19 protein-coding genes are annotated in these 16,088 nt (G+C 65.4%); 9 read left to right on the top strand and 10 right to left on the bottom strand.

Annotated features, from left to right (window positions below; translation table 11 throughout):
* Window positions 1–26 precede the first annotated feature (26 nt).
* Entirely contained in the window at window positions 27–194 is a 168-nt protein-coding gene (locus tag CFB46_RS28105; protein ID WP_373558213.1) for a glutathione binding-like protein, read from the top strand.
* Window positions 195–353: 159 nt separating this feature from the next.
* Here the strand turns inward: CFB46_RS28105 and CFB46_RS28100 are convergent, their stop codons facing one another.
* The gene (locus tag CFB46_RS28100) at window positions 354–1,271 is read right to left on the bottom strand and encodes a LysR family transcriptional regulator (RefSeq protein WP_027781015.1); all 918 of its coding nucleotides are present in this window, start codon (window positions 1,269–1,271) and stop codon (window positions 354–356) included.
* A gap of 313 nt (window positions 1,272–1,584) precedes the next feature.
* Between CFB46_RS28100 and CFB46_RS28095 the strand changes: the two genes are divergently transcribed.
* The 3 genes from CFB46_RS28095 (at window position 1,585) to CFB46_RS28085 (ending at window position 5,092) form a co-directional block, all read left to right on the top strand.
* Window positions 1,585–2,901, top strand: a complete 1,317-nt coding sequence (locus CFB46_RS28095; protein ID WP_027781014.1) for an MFS transporter — start codon at window positions 1,585–1,587, stop codon at window positions 2,899–2,901.
* A gap of 150 nt (window positions 2,902–3,051) precedes the next feature.
* Complete coding sequence (locus tag CFB46_RS28090; protein WP_152778028.1) at window positions 3,052–4,302, top strand: MFS transporter; 1,251 nt, start codon at window positions 3,052–3,054, stop codon at window positions 4,300–4,302.
* A gap of 178 nt (window positions 4,303–4,480) precedes the next feature.
* Window positions 4,481–5,092 (top strand): cysteine hydrolase family protein, encoded by a 612-nt coding sequence (locus CFB46_RS28085; RefSeq protein ID WP_027781013.1) that lies wholly within the window; start codon window positions 4,481–4,483, stop codon window positions 5,090–5,092.
* 118 nt (window positions 5,093–5,210) lie between these two features.
* Here CFB46_RS28085 and CFB46_RS28080 read toward each other — a convergent pair whose 3' ends face one another.
* Complete coding sequence (locus tag CFB46_RS28080; RefSeq protein WP_089502002.1) at window positions 5,211–5,687, bottom strand: nuclear transport factor 2 family protein; 477 nt, start codon at window positions 5,685–5,687, stop codon at window positions 5,211–5,213.
* A gap of 113 nt (window positions 5,688–5,800) precedes the next feature.
* The gene (locus CFB46_RS28075; protein ID WP_089502001.1) at window positions 5,801–6,172 is read right to left on the bottom strand and encodes a YXWGXW repeat-containing protein; all 372 of its coding nucleotides are present in this window, start codon (window positions 6,170–6,172) and stop codon (window positions 5,801–5,803) included.
* Window positions 6,173–6,756: 584 nt separating this feature from the next.
* On the opposite strand from CFB46_RS28075, the gene CFB46_RS28070 reads away from it, so the two are divergent.
* Complete coding sequence (locus tag CFB46_RS28070; RefSeq protein WP_089502000.1) at window positions 6,757–7,878, top strand: porin; 1,122 nt, start codon at window positions 6,757–6,759, stop codon at window positions 7,876–7,878.
* Between the two features lie 173 nt (window positions 7,879–8,051).
* Here the strand turns inward: CFB46_RS28070 and CFB46_RS28065 are convergent, their stop codons facing one another.
* The gene (locus CFB46_RS28065) at window positions 8,052–8,450 is read right to left on the bottom strand and encodes a GreA/GreB family elongation factor (RefSeq protein ID WP_027781009.1); all 399 of its coding nucleotides are present in this window, start codon (window positions 8,448–8,450) and stop codon (window positions 8,052–8,054) included.
* A gap of 513 nt (window positions 8,451–8,963) precedes the next feature.
* Between CFB46_RS28065 and CFB46_RS28060 the strand changes: the two genes are divergently transcribed.
* Window positions 8,964–9,293: a DUF4148 domain-containing protein gene (locus CFB46_RS28060; protein ID WP_089501999.1), complete on the top strand. Its 330-nt coding sequence runs from the start codon at window positions 8,964–8,966 to the stop codon at window positions 9,291–9,293.
* Window positions 9,294–9,452: 159 nt separating this feature from the next.
* Here the strand turns inward: CFB46_RS28060 and CFB46_RS28055 are convergent, their stop codons facing one another.
* Window positions 9,453–9,914 carry a CBS domain-containing protein gene (locus CFB46_RS28055; RefSeq protein WP_027781007.1) on the bottom strand — a complete coding sequence of 154 codons (462 nt, stop codon included), beginning with the start codon at window positions 9,912–9,914 and terminating at the stop codon, window positions 9,453–9,455.
* Window positions 9,915–10,091: 177 nt separating this feature from the next.
* Here CFB46_RS28055 and ribA point away from each other — a divergent pair, with 177 nt between their 5' ends.
* A complete protein-coding gene (gene ribA, locus CFB46_RS28050; protein WP_006480964.1) occupies window positions 10,092–10,742 on the top strand; it encodes a GTP cyclohydrolase II in 651 nt (216 codons plus the stop codon).
* A gap of 284 nt (window positions 10,743–11,026) precedes the next feature.
* Here ribA and CFB46_RS28045 read toward each other — a convergent pair whose 3' ends face one another.
* Entirely contained in the window at window positions 11,027–11,413 is a 387-nt protein-coding gene (locus CFB46_RS28045; RefSeq protein WP_089501998.1) for a VOC family protein, read from the bottom strand.
* Window positions 11,414–11,713: 300 nt separating this feature from the next.
* Here CFB46_RS28045 and CFB46_RS28035 point away from each other — a divergent pair, with 300 nt between their 5' ends.
* Window positions 11,714–12,004, top strand: a complete 291-nt coding sequence (locus CFB46_RS28035) for a hypothetical protein (protein ID WP_089501996.1) — start codon at window positions 11,714–11,716, stop codon at window positions 12,002–12,004.
* Between the two features lie 204 nt (window positions 12,005–12,208).
* Here CFB46_RS28035 and CFB46_RS28030 read toward each other — a convergent pair whose 3' ends face one another.
* From CFB46_RS28030 to CFB46_RS28020, 3 genes are all read right to left on the bottom strand, one after another.
* Complete coding sequence (locus tag CFB46_RS28030) at window positions 12,209–12,973, bottom strand: hypothetical protein (RefSeq protein ID WP_179235126.1); 765 nt, start codon at window positions 12,971–12,973, stop codon at window positions 12,209–12,211.
* A gap of 51 nt (window positions 12,974–13,024) precedes the next feature.
* On the bottom strand, window positions 13,025–13,633 hold the full coding sequence (locus CFB46_RS28025; RefSeq protein ID WP_089501994.1) for an acyl-homoserine-lactone synthase: 609 nt from the start codon (window positions 13,631–13,633) through the stop codon (window positions 13,025–13,027).
* A 210-nt stretch (window positions 13,634–13,843) separates the two neighbouring features.
* The gene (locus CFB46_RS28020) at window positions 13,844–14,287 is read right to left on the bottom strand and encodes a DUF4902 domain-containing protein (protein ID WP_089501993.1); all 444 of its coding nucleotides are present in this window, start codon (window positions 14,285–14,287) and stop codon (window positions 13,844–13,846) included.
* Between the two features lie 73 nt (window positions 14,288–14,360).
* Here CFB46_RS28020 and CFB46_RS28015 point away from each other — a divergent pair, with 73 nt between their 5' ends.
* Entirely contained in the window at window positions 14,361–15,080 is a 720-nt protein-coding gene (locus CFB46_RS28015; RefSeq protein WP_027781000.1) for an autoinducer binding domain-containing protein, read from the top strand.
* 54 nt (window positions 15,081–15,134) lie between these two features.
* On the opposite strand, the gene CFB46_RS28010 is transcribed toward CFB46_RS28015, so the two are convergent.
* A complete protein-coding gene (locus CFB46_RS28010) occupies window positions 15,135–15,842 on the bottom strand; it encodes an MgtC/SapB family protein (protein WP_027780999.1) in 708 nt (235 codons plus the stop codon).
* Between the last annotated feature and the right edge of the window lie 246 nt (window positions 15,843–16,088).

Raw genomic sequence — 16,088 nt, 5'->3', positions numbered from 1 at the left:
CGTATCTCGCGTCGTCGCGATATTCGATCGCCGACATTGCGGCGTTTGCGTGGCTGCGCACGGCGGCCGAGTTCGATCTCGACGTTGCGGGCTTTTCGCACGTCGAGCGCTGGTTTGCCGATATCGCCGCGCGGCCGGCCGTTCAACGGGGCCTGATCGCCTGCCGCACGCCGACGGCCGAGGCGACGCATTGACATCGGATCGCCCGCGCCGCCTGGGCCGTGATCGCGACAAAGCGCGCGCTTCGTGCCATCCAACGGACGAGAACGCCGCATGCGGGCGGCGTGCGGAGCCGTGCGGTGCCCCGACGCGATACGTGCGCGAGCTGAAAAGCGGGCGAAGCGCTCGACGCGTTACCGCGCGTTCGGCCCCTTGACCGTCAACCGGCAGACGGTCGCGAGCGCGAGCAGGTTCGGGTCTCGCTGGCGGCGATGCAGGAAGCTCAGGCCGAAGGTCTGGCGGATCGTCGCTCCGGCGAGCGGCACGAGCGTGATCCGATGCGCGAACAGGTCGCGCACGCGGCCGGGCAGCAGCGAGCAGCCGACGCCGCCCGACACGAGGTTGATCAGCGAGAAGATGTCGCCCACCCGCATCACGACGTTCGGCGTGACGCCGGCCGCGCGGAACGCCTCCGTGAAACCGTGGTGCGTCGCGAAGCCTTCGCCGAGCGACACGAACGGCTCGGCGCCGCATGCGTGGAGATCGACCGCATCGCATTGCGCATACGGCGAATCGACCGGGGCGGCGAAGAACATCTCGTCCTCGAACAGCGCGATCGATTCGATCTCGGCGTCCGGTTCGGGCAACGCCATCAGCGTGGCGTCGATCGCGCCGTGCCTGAGCTTGTCGAGCAGGTCGGCGTTCGAGCCGAGCACGAGTTCGGCCTGCAAGTCGGGGCGGCGCTCCTTCAGCGCGATCACGACTTCGGGCACGGTGCGGATCGTCAGCGAATACAGCGAGCCGATCTTCAACTGGCCCGCGCCATAGCCGGCCGCCTCGCGCGTCGAACGGATCCCGGCCGTCATCGTCTTGAGCACTTCGCCTGCGACTTCGGCGAGCACTTGCGCGGCGTCGGTCGGAATCAGGTTCCGCCCTTCGTGGCGGAACAGCGCGCAGTGCATCCCTTCCTCGAGCGTATGCAGCGCACGATGCACGCTGACCGTGCTGATGCCCAGCGCCTCGGCCGCCTTAGCGAGGCTGCCGGCTTCCATGAACGCGAGCAGCACTTCGAGCTTGCGAAACGTGATCTCTTCGTTGATGCGGTTGCGCATGATACGAACGACGGGAAGGGCGGTCGACGATTCTGCCGCAGAACCGCGGCCTCAACAATGAGCGAATGACCGGAGTTTCGCGCGTCGATGCCTGCGGAAACAACATTTAATCTCCGGCTAATCATCTGCCGCGGGCATTGATTGATGCCGGTTTTCGGCGTCCCTATGATCGATTCACGCCGATCGTGCGCGGGAAGGGAGGGGCCGTCGTGCCCGTCCCGCATCGGTGGCGATGCGAACAGCCGGGCCGCCCATACCCGTCACCGAGGGCGCACGCATGCGGCGCGGCACCACGAAACTGCGGGAGACAAGCATGCGCGACTCACGTCGGAATTCGCGACGGCGGCAGGTGATTGCCGCCGTCGTCGGCAATACCCTCGAGTGGTACGACTTCATCGTTTACGGGTTCTTCTCCGGCATCATCGCGCGGGTGTTCTTTCCCGCCGAGAGCCAGTACGCGTCGCTGCTGATGTCGCTCGCGACGTTCGGCGTCGGCTTCTTCATGCGTCCGGTAGGCGGCATCCTGCTCGGGCTCTATGCGGACCGCAAGGGCCGCAAGGCCGCGATGCAGCTCATCATCCTGCTGATGACGCTGTCGATCGCGCTGATCACGTTCGCGCCATCGTACGCGGCGATCGGCCCGGCGGCGCCGGTCGTGATCGTCGTCGCGCGGCTGCTGCAGGGTTTCGCCACCGGCGGCGAATATGCAAGCGCGACTGCGTTTCTCGTCGAAAGCGCACCCGCGCACCGGCGCGGGCTGTACGGATCGTGGCAGCTGATCGGCCAGTGCCTCGCGGTGTTCTCGGGCGCCGCGCTGGGCGCGTGGGCCACGCAGTCGCTGTCGGAGGCAGCGCTGCACAGCTGGGGCTGGCGCGTGCCGTTCGCGCTCGGCCTGCTGATCGGGCCGGTCGGGCTCTGGATCCGCCGGCACATGGAGGAGACGGAGGCATTTCTCGATGCGGGCAAGTCGACGCTCGAGCCGCCGGCGAGCGTGTCGCGCGTGCTACGCGACAACCTGCGCGGCGTACTGGTGTCGATGGGGCAGACGATCACCGGTACGGCCGTGTTCTACGTGATGCTCGTGAACATGCCGACGTTCGTGCACAAGGCCTTCGGGCTGCCGCTCGACCAGGTGTTCAAGGTGCAGATGGTGGCGGTCGTGCTGCTGACGGTGACGATTCCGGTTGCGGCGATCGTTTCCGATCGTGTCGGCCGGCGGCCCGTCCTGATCGCAGGTACGTTCGCGCTGCTGACGGTCACGTATCCGCTGTTCTCGTGGCTGGCCGCGGCGCCGGGCATCGGACGCCTGCTGGTGATGCAACTCGTGATCTGCGCGATCATCGGCATCTGTTACGGCCCTGCACCGACCACGCTGGCCGAGCAGTTCGCGACCCGTTCGCGCTCGACCGGCATCGCGCTGGCGTACAACGTCGCGGTGATGGTATTCGGCGGCTTCGCGCCGTTCATCGTCACGTGGCTGACGCGTGTGAGCGGGTCGCCCGTCGCGCCCGCGTGGTACGTGCTGTTCGCGGCGTCGTTCGGGCTGCTCGCCAGCGTGTTCATGCACGACGGTGCGCCGTGCGTGGTCGCGCGCCGGCAGTTTCAGGGCGAGCCGCTGAGCGTCAAATAGCGGCCGCACGGCCGGGACGGCGATCCGTCGGCGCGCGCCGCATGCGGGGTATCGCGCGAGCCGATACTCAGCATCGCGTCCGGCGGCCTACCGCGGCCGCCGCCCGGTCATGACGCTTGGGCGATCGTCCACTCTGTCCGGAAGGTCGCCATGTCCCGGCTCGACTACAAACTGCTCGGCCCCTGTCTGCTCGCCATCGCGCTCGACGCGATGGGGTTCGGGCTCGTTTATCCGATGATGTCCGCCATCTTCGGCGATCCGCACGCGGGCATCCTGCCGGCCGACGCCGGCGCGCACGCGCGCAATTTCTGTCTCGGTCTCGGCTACGGGATCTATCCGCTGTGCATGTTCTTCGGCTCGTCGCTGATGGGTGAGCTGTCCGATCGCTACGGCCGCCGTCGGATCCTGCTGCTGTGCGTGCTGGGCCTCGCGCTCGGCTACGCGATGATGGCGGCCGGTGCGTGGCATGCCAGCATCGCGCTGCTGCTGGCCGGCCGCAGGCTCACCGGCCTGATGGCCGGCTGCCAGGGCATCGCGCAGGCGGCCATCACCGATCTCAGCACGCCCGACACGAAGGCGCACAACATGAGCATCATGTCGCTCGCGTTCAGTGCGGGCGTGATCGTTGGCCCGGTGCTCGGCGGCGTCACGTCCGACCGCACGATCTCGCCGCTGTTCGATTACGGCACGCCGTTCGCGCTGGTCACCGTGCTGTCGCTGATCTGCGCGTGCTGGACCTGGGCGTCGTATCGCGATTGCGTCGCGCCGCGCAACGATACGCGCATCGATCCGCTGCTGCCGCTGCGGATCATCGGCGAGGCCGCGCGCCAGCGCGACGTCGCGTTCCTGTCGGTGGTGTTCTTCCTGATGCAGGTCGGCTACGGGCTCTATCTGCAGACCATCATGCTGCTGTTGCAGGCGAAATTCGGCTATACGAGCGCGCGGCTCGGGCTGTTCAGCGGCGTGATCGGCATCTGCTTCGTGTTCGGCCTGTTGTGCGTCGTGCGGTTGATGCTGCGTGTGTGGCGCGTGATCGAGATCGCGAAGACGGGCCTGCTCGTGGCCGGCCTTGGCCAGATCCTGTCCGCGCTGTTTCCGCACGAACCGGTGCTGTGGGCGCTCGCGATGGTCGTCGGCTGTTTCGACATGGTTGCGTACACGACGATGTATACGGCGTTTTCCGATGCCGTCGGCGACGATCGGCAGGGTTGGGCGCTCGGCGTCGCGGGCTCGGTGATGGCGCTCGCGTGGGTCGTGACGGGCGCGCTGACGAACCTGCTGCCCGTATTCGGCGAAATCGGGCTGCTGCTGATCGGCGGCGCGGGTTTCCTGCTCAGCTTCGCGATGATGGTCGCGTACGGCCGCACGCGGCCGGGCGCGCGAACGGCCGTGCCGTCGTAGGTGGCGCGCATGCATGTTGGCCCGATCCTGTCGGACGTTGTCCCGCGCGCCGCTGTCGCGTCACGCCGTGCGGCCCGACACTGGCGCGTCGCGGCCCGGGGAGGTTTCGGGCCGCGTCCGGCGGCGCCGGAAGGCCCGGCGCGCCGTTCCGCCAATGTGCCAACCGAGAGGGCATGCCATGCAACATCCGACCATCCGTACCCTGGCCGGCGCGAGCGCGCCGACGTCCATTGCCGCCGCCCGCACCGCGCTGCTGGTGATCGATTTCCAGAACGAATACTTCAGTGGCCGCCTGCCGATTCCGGACGGGCCGCGTGCGCTGGGCAATGCGCAACGCGTGATCGCGTTCGCCGACCGCGCGGGCATTCCGGTGTTCCACGTCCAGCACGTCGGTACGGCCGACAGCCCGATCTTCGCCGACGGCAGCGACGGCTTCCGCTTTCATGCGGACCTGCAGCCGGCGCCCGCTCACGCGGTCGTGAAGAAAACGTCGGTGAGCGTATTCCCGACGACGGACCTCGATGCGCGGCTGAAGGCGGCCGGTATCGACACGCTGATCGTCACCGGCCTGATGACGCATGCGTGCGTGGCCGGCGCGGCACGCGATGCGGTGCCGCTCGGCTATGCGGTGATCGTCGTCGACGATGCCTGTGCGACGCGCGACCTCGACGTCGCGGACGGCGGCACGGTGCCGCACCGCGACCTCCATCGCGCGACGCTGGCCGCACTGTCGGACACGTTCGGCGACGTGCTGACCACCGAGCAGGTGCTGGCGCTCGACGTCGCGTGACGGCGGCCCGGTTCGCGCGTCGGACGGCGCAGCCGGGCGCGGCGTACACGGCTTCGCCGCGCAAGCACGTTTCGATCACGCGGGCTTGCGCGAACGTGCCGCGCGCCGGCCGCGCGCATCAGAACATCGTATTCCGGTTCGCGGACGTTTCGGGTACCGGCTGAATCACGTCCCAGTGTTCGACGATCTTGCCGTCCTTCACGCGGAAGATGTCGACCACCGCTTCGCCGCGATCGCCCGGACGCTCGATCGCATGCACGTGCAGATAGACGAGATCGCCGTCGGCCGCGCTGCGGACGATGCGCGCGCGCGATGCCGGGTTCTTCTGGAATGCGCCGACGAAATACGACACGAACGGCTTCTTGCCGTCCGGCACGTGCGGGTTGTGCTGTTTGTAATCGTCCGCGACGACGGCGGCGGCCTCGACTGCTTCATGCCGGTTGAAGAAGCGGTCGTAGAACGTCAGCACGAGCTGGCGGTTGGCTTCCTCGGCGGCCAGGTCGCGTGCGGCCGGGCCGGCGGCCAGCGCAGCCGTCGATGCGGCCAGCAAAACGAATGCGGCAACGGCGCGAACGGGGGAGCGGGACGATGACATGTAGCGTTTTCCTTCTGACGATGCGTGGAGGGATGTGCGAGCGACCGCGGGTGACGCCGATTCTCGCGTGCGGCTCGGCTCCGGACCTAAATCGGCCGGAGCCGAGCCGCTGCTCACCGCCACGAACCGTCGACGTAGACCCACACCGGTCCCTGGCGGCGCCAGTAGCCGGGCACCCAGCGGCGTCCGGGGCGCCGTGCGACCCAGCGGCCGGACACCCATATATAGCGGCCGCGCTGCCAGCGCCAGTAGCCGTCCGTCCATATATAACCGTGCGGCCGGGGTGGCGGCGGGCGGCGGTCGTGGCGTGCCGCCGGCGGCGCGAAGCCGGGGCGATCCGCGTAGGGCGGGCCGCCGGGAACGCGGTTCGGGCCGGACGGCCGGTACACGGGCGGGGCGGGCTGGGCCGAGGCGGCGCGCAGCCAGCCAGTGCCGACAAAGGCGGCGGTCAATCCGATGGCGCGCAGCAGCGAGCGTCGATTCATCGCGGTTCCTGTTCTGTATTCGAGACCACCTTACATTAGCCTGCCGGTACGCCCGCCGGGTTACGCGGGCGGTCAAGGCTGTTACCGAGTGTCACGGCAGGCGCGAGCCGCCTTTCTCTTTCTGGCGGCTGATGGATCTCGCGGTGAGACGCGCGTGGCTCCCGTTTAGGGTCGACGGGGGGAGTTTTTAGATGCGGGACGGCCAATATTTGAGGTCGGATTAGGTACAAATTGCCGATTTGGGGTGCTGAACCGAATCCGTTTGTTGTTTCTATGCAACCGTCAAGACGATGACATGTAAGAATGGTGCGATGAAAGCCTCCAAAAAGGCCCCGTCAAGAAGTCAAAAACAAACGTTAAAACAAATACTTATGACACGGCCCCACTTTCATTATTTCTAGTTCTGGAAAAGCTTATTTCTTTATTTGCGGATCGCTCCCCTAGGGTACACCCCTAAACTCACGGTTCCCAAACGGGCAACTATCCGGGCGCCGCCAGCAGGACCGATGGCGCTCCCGGGCGGTTGAAGACCGTTTATGAACAAGGTCGCGAGACCTGCCTCTTTTTAGAAGGGAGCTCCACGAATGAACAAGACTCTGATCGTTGCAGCAGCTGCAGCATCGTTCGCTACCGTCGCTCACGCGCAAAGCAGCGTCACGCTGTACGGCGTGCTGGACGCAGGCATCACCTACACGAGCAACGTCCAGCCGGCACTCGGCCAAGCTGGCAAGTCGCGTTGGGCGATGGGTTCGGGCATTGACCAGAGCCGTTTCGGCCTGCGTGGCTCGGAAGACCTGGGTGGCGGCCTGAAGGCAATCTTCACGTTGGAAAGCGGCTTCAACATCGGTAACGGCCGTTTCGCGAACGGCAACGGCGGCATGTTCAACCGCCAGGCTTTCGTTGGCCTGTCGAGCCAGTACGGCACGGTCACGCTGGGCAAGCAGTATGACGCAACGCAAGACTACCTGGCACCGCTGACGGCAACGGGCTCGTGGGGCGGCACGTACTTCGCGCACCCGCTGAACCTCGACCGTCTGAGCACGAACGGCGATGTCGCACAGAACAACACGATCAAGTTCACGAGCGCGAACTACGCTGGCCTGCAATTCGGCGGCACGTACTCGTTCTCGAACAACACGAACTTCGGCAACAACCGTGCGTACAGCGCGGGTGCTGCATACCAGTTCCAAGGTCTGAAGCTGGCTGCTGCATACTCGCAAGCGAACCTGGGTGACGGCACGAACGCAAACGGCGCAACGTCGTCGGCGATCGGTGGCATCGCTAACCAAGGCCGTGTCCGCACGTACGGTGCTGCTGCTGGCTACGCATTCGGCCCGGCACAAGTCGGCGCTGCATGGACGCAAGCACGTCTGGACAACAACGCAGTTGGTCTGGGCACGCTGCGCACCGACAACTACGAAGTCAACGCGAAGTACAACCTGACGCCGGCTCTCGGCCTGGGTGCTGCTTACACGTACACGAACGCGAAGATCAACAACGGCAGCACGCACTGGAACCAGTTCGGCCTGCAAGCTGACTACGCACTGTCGAAGCGCACGGACGTCTACGCACAAGCTGTGTACCAGCGTGCAGCGAAGAACGGCATTGGCGCATCGATCTACAACGGCGACGGTTTCAACAACAACCTGCCGAGCTCGTCGATCAACCAAACCGCAGCAACGGTTGGTCTGCGTCACCGCTTCTAAGCGTGACGGGCGGGGTAACCCGCTTCGCAGCATCGAAAAGGCGCCTTCGGGCGCCTTTTTTTCGTCTTCCGAATGCGATGACGGGAATCCGGATCGTCCGGACACAAAAAAGCGAGGCCGGTGCCTCGCTTTTTTCGTTCTGCGCCCGCGTCGCGGCGCTGGTTGCCGATGGCTCAGCGCGTGTATTCGCCATTGGCTTCCGGCTGGAACACGATCTCGGCAACCTTCATCAGCTTTTCGGCGCCGCTCGGCTGCATCACCTTGACCATCTGGCCGCGTTGCGTGCCCAGCAGCGCCATGCCGACGGGCGAGAAGACGTTCAGGCGCCCGAGTTCGAGGTTGGCGGCGTCCGGATAAACGATCGTCCAGGTAGCCTGCTCCTGGGTTGCTTCGTCGAGCAGCGTGATTTGCGAGTTCATCGTGACGACGTTCGCCTTGATGGCGTCGGGCTGGACGATATCGGCGCGTTCGAGCAGCGTGTCGAGCATCGTCTGAAAGCGCGGGTTGTGTTCGGCGTGCTTTTCGAGGCGAGCGACGTCGAGTTCGGTCAGCTGGTAAAGGCGTTGTTTCATGGTGGTTCTCCAAATGATCGGCAGGGGCAGGCGTGGCGTGCCTATGAGGATCGCCCGGAGCCTGTCTAACCTGGCTCCGGGTGGAGACCGAGCGGTCAGATCAGGCGCCGGGCAGGGGCGAGCGGCGCCTGGGCCGTGCGTCGAGCGAGGGGATGCGCCGGCTGGCCGGCGCGCGCGCGCACGCCGGCCGGGCCGGACGTCGAAACCGAAGGGGGCGTGAGCGCGTACATGTGGATGGACTATCGACTGGCGAATAAAACCTTACGATTCTACAACACAACCTTCCGGCCATGTGATCTGACTGTTGGCCTTTCGTCAGCGATTGTTGTGTAGATGAAGCAAGTTGCAATGGCCCTGTCCGGAAACAGTGGGCGATTTTTTCCAAAAACGCAACGCTGTATATTCAAACTAAGGGTTTCCCCTTGGAATCGCGCGCACTACACTGAATTCAATCGCTTCAGACAGAGTCCTGCCGAGGCGACGTCAAAAGAGAACATATTCCGGAGGTAAATCATGAAGTCGATCATCTACGCAGCCATCGCCGCATCCGTCCTTGCCGCTCCGATTGCATCGTTCGCGCAGTCCGAGCAGGGGTTGACCCGCGATCAGGTCAAGGCCGAACTCGTGCAACTCGAGCAGAACGGCTACAAGCCGCTGGCGAGCGATTCGCAATATCCGAGCAACGTCCAGGCGGCCGAGCAGCGTATCCAGCCGAACCAGCCGATGCTCGCGCAAGCGGACACGAGCGGTTACGGTGCCGTGGCGACGGGTGCCGCGCAAGGCGGCCGCCGGGCGACGCGGGAAGCGCCGAATCCCGTGAACTCGGTCTACTTCGGTAACTGATTGAACGTTCCCCGGGTCTGCCCGAGCGCACCGCTGAATTGACGAGACGCGCGCCGGTGGCGCGCGTCGTTCGCCCGCAGGAGCAGAACCTCCGTCGCCGCATGCCGGCGGCTTTCCGCCCAGACGCTGACGCGTTTGGGCCTTTTTTGCTGGGGCGAATCAGGCGGACGTGACGGTGGGCGTGCCGTGGATATAGTGTTCGAGCTGGCTGATCGTGAACTGCTGATCGGCAATCACGCTCTTCACGAGGTCGCCGATCGAGATGATGCCGATCAGCTTGCCGCCGTCGAGGACGGGCAGGTGGCGCATCCGGTGCTGAGTCATCAGCGCCATGCACTCGTCGGTGGATTGTGACGGTTCGACGTAGCGCACCTTCGCCGTCATGATTTCCTCGACGCGGGTGGCTTTCGACGAGCGGTCCTGCAGGACGACCTTGCGCGCGTAGTCGCGCTCGGTGACGATACCCGCGATGTCGTCGCCGTCCACGACCAGCAGAGCACCGATGCCTTTTTCGGCCATCAGCTTGATGGCGTCGTAGACGAGATCGGTCTTCGTGACGGTATAGATGGTGCGGCCCGAATCCGGCTTGGCCTTGAGAATCTGCGCGACAGTCGTGCTCATTCGCTTTCTCCGTGTGCAGGTCGATGCAGGGCAGGCGGGGCGTGATGCGCGTCACCCGGTGAGCCCAGTATAGCCGGGCGGGCGGCGGCAGTCGCGTGACGTTTCCAGATTAGCGGTAAACTCCCGTCACGCACCATCCACACAACTCCTACATTCCTGAACGTTTCGATTGAATTCATGATGTCTTCGCGTCCCCAATCGCCCACGCCGGGCAATGGCCAGGCCGACGAGTGCGTGACGCTCGTTGCCACCGCGTCGCTGCCCACGCGCTACGGTACGTTCACGTCATACGCGTTTCGCGTATCGGGCAGCGATGCCGAACATCTCGCGCTCGTGATGGGCGACGTGACCGGCGAGCAGTCCGTGCTGACCCGGCTGCATTCCGAATGCCTGACCGGTGACGTGTTCGGCTCGTACCGCTGCGATTGCGGCGAGCAACTCGATCTCGCGTTGCGTTACATCGCGGCCGAAGACCGCGGCGTGCTGCTGTATCTGCGCGGCCATGAAGGCCGCGGCATCGGCCTGAGCAACAAGATCCGCGCGTACGCGCTGCAGGAGCAGGGGCGCGACACCGTCGAGGCGAACCTCGATCTCGGCCTGCCCGACGACGCCCGCGAATACGACTCGGCCGCTGCGATCCTGCGCATTCTCGGCGTGACGTCGGTGCGGTTGATGAGCAACAATCCGAAGAAGTTCGATACGCTCGTGAAGCACGGTATTCCCGTCTGCGAGCGCGTGGCGCTCGCGGTGCCCGTGCGCGAGGAAAACGAGCGTTATATCCGCACGAAGCAGACGAAGTTCGGACATTACTTCGAAGAAAACGAGTAACCAGAACGGGCGCGCCGGCGCCCGTTTCTCGTCATCTGTTTGTCCGATCGTCGCCGATACAAGCGACGATCTCGATTCCCTCCTCATTCGTTCCAATTCCGATTCCGGATCCGTGGCATCAGCTGCATTGCGCGCGGCGTCCGTCCGTTCCGTACTCCCGTGACGATCACGCCATCGAGTCGATGCAGAACGCCGACGCTGCGTCGTTGGCGACCGGCGAATGCGGACGTGTTACCGCCCCCGGCAGCCACGCCGGCTCGTAACGGCTCACGCGCGTTTGACTGTCAGCGCCACGTGCTGTTCTGCAACACGATCCGGTAGCCATCGGCATCCTCGAAGGTCTGGCCTGATATTTCCCAGTACGGATTGAACGACGTCACCGGCATGAAGCCGTGTGCGGTCGCGCGCTCGCACGCGGCTTCCCATTCCGGACGATCGGGCAGGTAGAACACGATCAGGTCTTCGGGCGTCGGCGACGGCGCGATCGGATGATCGGGGCAGTGCGTGAACTCGAAGTGATAGTCGAGGCCTTCGCGTCCGAGCATCACGCCGGAAAAGCCGTCGTGATCTTCGAAGCGCGCCAGTACCGACAGATCGAGGGCGTCGCGATACATGCGCTCGGTGCGGGCGAGGTTACTGACCGGGCGGGCAATGCGCAGATGGGCGTGCAAGGTGACCTCGGCGGGAAGTGGCGGGCCGGTCAATGATAAGCCGGCCGATCCGGATTGGGCGACGCGAGCGGATCGTGTTTCCGGCGATACTCGTCGTATCGAACGATATCGATTCGGCTTCACCAAACGGATCGAATTGTCGAACCTCGTCTCGCGAAAGAAAAAACATGACGCTTCTCGATCCAGTGTGTGCACGCCGCGTCGCAGCGGTTACTCATCTGCACAACATCCGAATTCATGTGTTCCGCAGCGTCTGCCGCACGACGCGCGGATACGCGCATGCCGGTAGGGAGATGACGAATGGGTAAGCCCGATCTTCGCCGGCCGATTACCGGACCGTATCGTCAGTCGCGATGGGCGGCCGGACTCGAGGCTGCTTTCGGATGGGTGGCAAAGGGGACGTTGATACTGGCCGGGCTCGCGGTGGTCGTGTTGGCGGCGCTGACGGGCGACGTCGGCGCCGTGACGGACCTGCCGTCGACCAGGAAGGGTTGGTTGTACCTGCTGCTGATAGTGGTCGTGGCGGTCGTGCTGATATGTGCGGCGCTTCACTATTGGCCACGCCCAGCCGGCGCGCGTCCGACGGGCTAGCCGGAACGGAAAACGATGTGGCCCCGCAATCCACGCAGGCAATAAAAAAGCCCGCTGCTTGAGCGGGCTGAATCCATGTTTGGAGACATGGAGGAGACAGACGTAAATTTAAGGGAAAACCCGGACGCTTGCAAGCCCTTCGTTGTATCCGCACAACCTGCCCGCGCGCGGCATGCCGCATGGCGGTGCGCGGCATGGCCTCATTCACATGCCGGCGGCCCGTGCGTGCGCCGCGAACGCGCCAAACCGCTCTTGCGCGACGGGCAGCGCGTATTTGCTGCGCATTTCCGTCTCGATCCATGCACACGCCTCACGCGCGCAGTCGGTCAATGCGTGCCGCGTCGCATGCCCGTCGATGTCGTAGACGAAACGCACGCCGACTTCGTCATCGTCAACCTGTCGTTCGAGCTGATTGAGCTGTAGTTGCGGCCCGTGCTGTTGCGATAGCGCGCGTAGTTCGTCGAAGTGATATTCGAGCCAGTCGGCGAAGAACAGCGCGTCGCTGTGGCACGGCAGGCGGAAAGCCGCGCTGCGCGACGGGCGCGCGGCGGGTTCGCCGGCCGCCGCATGCGGCTCGCGGTCGATCGCGATGGGCAGATCGACCGGCGCGAGCGGATGCCGGATCCGCCGGTACGGCTCGCGATCGCGCAACGCATGCCAGAGCAATTCGTCGCCGGCGGCGCCGGACGGCTGCATCGTCAGGTCGTGCCGGCCGTCGCCGGTCGCGACGATGTCGCGGATCACGAGGCGCAGCGAGCACAGCGGCTCGTCCGCGACCAGCAGGGTGGCCGGGCGCGGCAGCCCGCACACGAGCGGCGCGGCGCCGGCGGCACGAAACACGAGCCCGCGGCGATCGAGCCGCACGAGCGGCAACGGCCTGGGAAACGACGGATAGGCGACCGCGATGCGGGCGCCGCTGGTGCTCGTCAACCCGGGCATCATCGCGCGAAAGACCTGGGACTGGTCCACGTTGATTCTCCTTCGTTACGATGCCGCCCGGACGGAAACGTGCATTCCGGCTCAGGCGGCGATAGCTGGCCGGGCGGCTAACCCCGGCTCGATTCCTAATGCCGCAAACGTTTGCGAATCGATGTCGATCCAGCACGCGACCACCAGACGTCCGTCCACCTGCTTCGGCGGGCCTGCACGGTGCGCGTGTATACCGATCCGGCGGAACAGCCGCTCCATGCTCGCGAACGTCACGCCGATCAGCTGTCGCGCGCCGAGCTGCGCCGCGCATTCGACGACGGCCGCGAGCATCGGGCGCACGGCCCACTCGGCGTTGCCCGGGCCGCCTTCGTCGTCGGTCGCCGCGAAGCGGGACAACTCCCACACGGCGGCCGATTGCGGCAGCGGCATGTCCTCGGCGACCAGGTCGGCGAACAACGACTTCAGCAGATACGGGCGCGTCGTCGGTAGCAGGCGCGCGCATCCGCACATGTCGCCGTCGGCATTTCGCGCGAACACGTAGACGGTGTCGTCGCGATCGAACTGGTCACGCTCGAAACTTTCGTTCGCCGATGGGAGCGCCCAACCGAGCTGTTCGACGAACACGCGGCGCCGATAGCGCCCGAGATCCACCGCGAGTTCGTGTGGCAACCGCCCTTCCTCGTGAACGAAGGTCTGCATGGATGTCCTCGGATCTGTGCTTTTGTATGCATCCATTACAGCGCGCGGCACGAGGGGCCTGTAACTGGTAACTCTTACAGGGTGACGGCGTAAAGACGCCATTTGCGTGGTGGTAACGGTTTCTTGATCGACGGGATTGAAAACCGGGCCGCTTTTGCTTATAAAGAGCGCCAGTCTCGCAAAATCGTCAGAGGAATGCGCGGCCGGTTGTCACTGGAGCGTCGGACCGGCATGATAGGCGTCGTTGTGCCCGAGCAGGGCCGACGCGACCGCGGCAGGCCAGTCGATGGCGGCGAGCCGCGCGGCGAGCGCGGCGGCCGTGCGGAACATGCCGATGTCGGCGCCCCTGGCGTCGATGGCCATCACGTTGCTGCGGACGTCGCCGCCCGCGATCACGAACGTGCCCGTCGCGCGTTCGAGGTACCAGTCCCAGCCGACCGTCACGTAGGCGACGCCGGCACCGGCCGCGCGATGCCATTCGGTATAGCCGGCGAGGCGGGCGTCGATCGCGTTGTCGCGCAGTTCGGCCAGCAGCGAGGGATCGAGGCCGCTCGCGACATGGTCGAGCACGAGCGTGGCCAGTGCGCCTTCTGACAGGCGTACGTAGCCGTCCGGGGACGGGCCGGGGACAGGGTGCAGCAAGGGTGAAGTCATGCGCGGAATGTATCAGCCTCGAACGGGTGCTGGAACCTGACAAGTATGACAGCGTGACGTTGTCGGAGAAAGAATGGAACTGCGCTGGCAGGATGCCTATCAACAATTCAGCGCCGCGGAAGACGAGCAGCAGCTCTTCCAGCGGATCGCCGCCTATTCCAAGCGGCTGGGATTCGAATACTGCTGTTACGGCATTCGCGTACCGTTGCCCGTTTCGAAGCCGGCGGTCGCCATCTTCAATACCTATCCGGGCGGCTGGATGGCGCACTATCAGGCGCGGAACTATATCGAGATCGACTCGACGGTCCGCGATGGCGCGCTCAGCACCAACATGATCGTCTGGCCCGACGTCGATAACATCGACCCATGCCCGCTGTGGCAGGACGCGCGGGATTTCGGACTGTCGGTGGGCGTTGCGCAGTCGAGCTGGGCGGCGCGCGGCGCGTTCGGTCTGCTGAGCATCGCCCGTCATGCCGACCGGCTGACGCCGGCCGAGATCAACATGCTGACGCTGCAGACGAACTGGCTCGCGAACCTGTCGCATTCGCTGATGAGCCGCTTCATGGTGCCGAAGCTGTCCCCCGCGGCGGGCGTCACGCTGACCGCGCGCGAGCGCGAGGTGCTGTGCTGGACGGCCGAGGGCAAGACCGCGTGCGAAATCGGCCAGATCCTCAGCATCTCGGAGCGGACGGTCAACTTCCACGTGAACAACATCCTCGAGAAACTCGGCGCGACCAACAAGGTCCAGGCGGTCGTCAAGGCGATCTCGGCCGGGCTCATCGAAGCGCCGTGACGTGACGTGACGCGACGCGACGGCGGCGCCGGATGCGGCAGCCGCCGTCGCGGCTCATTCCATCATCGGCTCCGCTTCCTTCGCGGTCCAGCTCACGCTGGAAATGCTTTTCTCCATGCTCATCCGGCTCGCGATCTGCTCGAGCTTCTGCTGATCCTTCGGATGCAGCTTCAGCGTCGCGGTCACCTTCAGCCGGTCCGGTTGTTCGGGCACGTCCTCGCTCGTGAGGCTCTGGAACGACAGCGGCTTCGCATACATCGCGTTCGACAGCAGCGTGCGGATGTGCACTTCGTCGGCTGCGAGGCAAATCACGGTGATCTGGTATTCGCGCACGAGATCGGCATTCGAGACGGGCGTCGCGTTGATGGCCTGGCTGACGCCGCGCAGCACCGTATTGGTGAGCAGCACGACGCCGGTGCCGGCGAGCGCGGGCACGTAGTGACCGGAGCCGGACAGCACGCCGACGGCAGCCGAGCACCAGAGCGTCGCGGCCGTGTTGATGCCCTGGATCGAACCCTTGTCGCGCATGATCACGCCGCCGCCGAGAAAGCCGACGCCGGACACGACATACGCGGCGATCTGCGTGACGCCCGCGACGCCGTTGCCGGTCAGCACGCCGAGCGTGACGAACAGGCACGCGCCGCTCGCGACGAGCGTGATGGTGCGCAGGCCGGCCGTGCGCTGGCGCATCTGGCGCTCGAGGCCGATGGCGACGCCGCAGGCGAACGCGGTGAAAAGACGGAGTGCGAAATCGAAAGTCATGGTTGTCCTGCCGTGCAAGAAGCGCATGCCGGCTCGCGTCGTCGCGGCGCAGGCCGAAGGCGACGCGGCGATGGCCGTCATCGCGCGGTACTGTACCGCGCGAATGCGTCATTCAATGTGAAACGGATGGCGTGCGGCTCGCGGAACGCGAGCCGGGGCAGGAGAACTGCGGCGGACAGGCGTTCAGGCGGCAAGCGGCGCACGCAGCGGGGTGCTGCAACTGTCCACGATGGTTCCTGAAGGAAG

The organism is Burkholderia sp. HI2761 (genome assembly GCF_002223355.1).
Taxonomy (GTDB): Bacteria; Pseudomonadota; Gammaproteobacteria; order Burkholderiales; family Burkholderiaceae; genus Burkholderia.
This window is presented reverse-complemented; position numbering and strand designations above follow the sequence as displayed.

What these genes read in the sequence shown, in the direction of transcription:
- CFB46_RS28100 (WP_027781015.1), bottom strand. Translation starts at nt 1,271, where the DNA reads ATGCGCAACCGCATCAACGAAGAGATCACGTTTCGCAAGCTCGAAGTG.
- CFB46_RS28095 (WP_027781014.1), top strand. Translation starts at nt 1,585, where the DNA reads ATGCGCGACTCACGTCGGAATTCGCGACGGCGGCAGGTGATTGCCGCC.
- CFB46_RS28090 (WP_152778028.1), top strand. Translation starts at nt 3,052, where the DNA reads ATGTCCCGGCTCGACTACAAACTGCTCGGCCCCTGTCTGCTCGCCATC.
- CFB46_RS28085 (WP_027781013.1), top strand. Translation starts at nt 4,481, where the DNA reads ATGCAACATCCGACCATCCGTACCCTGGCCGGCGCGAGCGCGCCGACG.
- CFB46_RS28080 (WP_089502002.1), bottom strand. Translation starts at nt 5,687, where the DNA reads ATGTCATCGTCCCGCTCCCCCGTTCGCGCCGTTGCCGCATTCGTTTTG.
- CFB46_RS28075 (WP_089502001.1), bottom strand. Translation starts at nt 6,172, where the DNA reads ATGAATCGACGCTCGCTGCTGCGCGCCATCGGATTGACCGCCGCCTTT.
- CFB46_RS28070 (WP_089502000.1), top strand. Translation starts at nt 6,757, where the DNA reads ATGAACAAGACTCTGATCGTTGCAGCAGCTGCAGCATCGTTCGCTACC.
- CFB46_RS28065 (WP_027781009.1), bottom strand. Translation starts at nt 8,450, where the DNA reads ATGAAACAACGCCTTTACCAGCTGACCGAACTCGACGTCGCTCGCCTC.
- CFB46_RS28060 (WP_089501999.1), top strand. Translation starts at nt 8,964, where the DNA reads ATGAAGTCGATCATCTACGCAGCCATCGCCGCATCCGTCCTTGCCGCT.
- CFB46_RS28055 (WP_027781007.1), bottom strand. Translation starts at nt 9,914, where the DNA reads ATGAGCACGACTGTCGCGCAGATTCTCAAGGCCAAGCCGGATTCGGGC.
- ribA (WP_006480964.1), top strand. Translation starts at nt 10,092, where the DNA reads ATGATGTCTTCGCGTCCCCAATCGCCCACGCCGGGCAATGGCCAGGCC.
- CFB46_RS28035 (WP_089501996.1), top strand. Translation starts at nt 11,714, where the DNA reads ATGGGTAAGCCCGATCTTCGCCGGCCGATTACCGGACCGTATCGTCAG.
- CFB46_RS28025 (WP_089501994.1), bottom strand. Translation starts at nt 13,633, where the DNA reads ATGCAGACCTTCGTTCACGAGGAAGGGCGGTTGCCACACGAACTCGCG.
- CFB46_RS28020 (WP_089501993.1), bottom strand. Translation starts at nt 14,287, where the DNA reads ATGACTTCACCCTTGCTGCACCCTGTCCCCGGCCCGTCCCCGGACGGC.
- CFB46_RS28015 (WP_027781000.1), top strand. Translation starts at nt 14,361, where the DNA reads ATGGAACTGCGCTGGCAGGATGCCTATCAACAATTCAGCGCCGCGGAA.
- CFB46_RS28010 (WP_027780999.1), bottom strand. Translation starts at nt 15,842, where the DNA reads ATGACTTTCGATTTCGCACTCCGTCTTTTCACCGCGTTCGCCTGCGGC.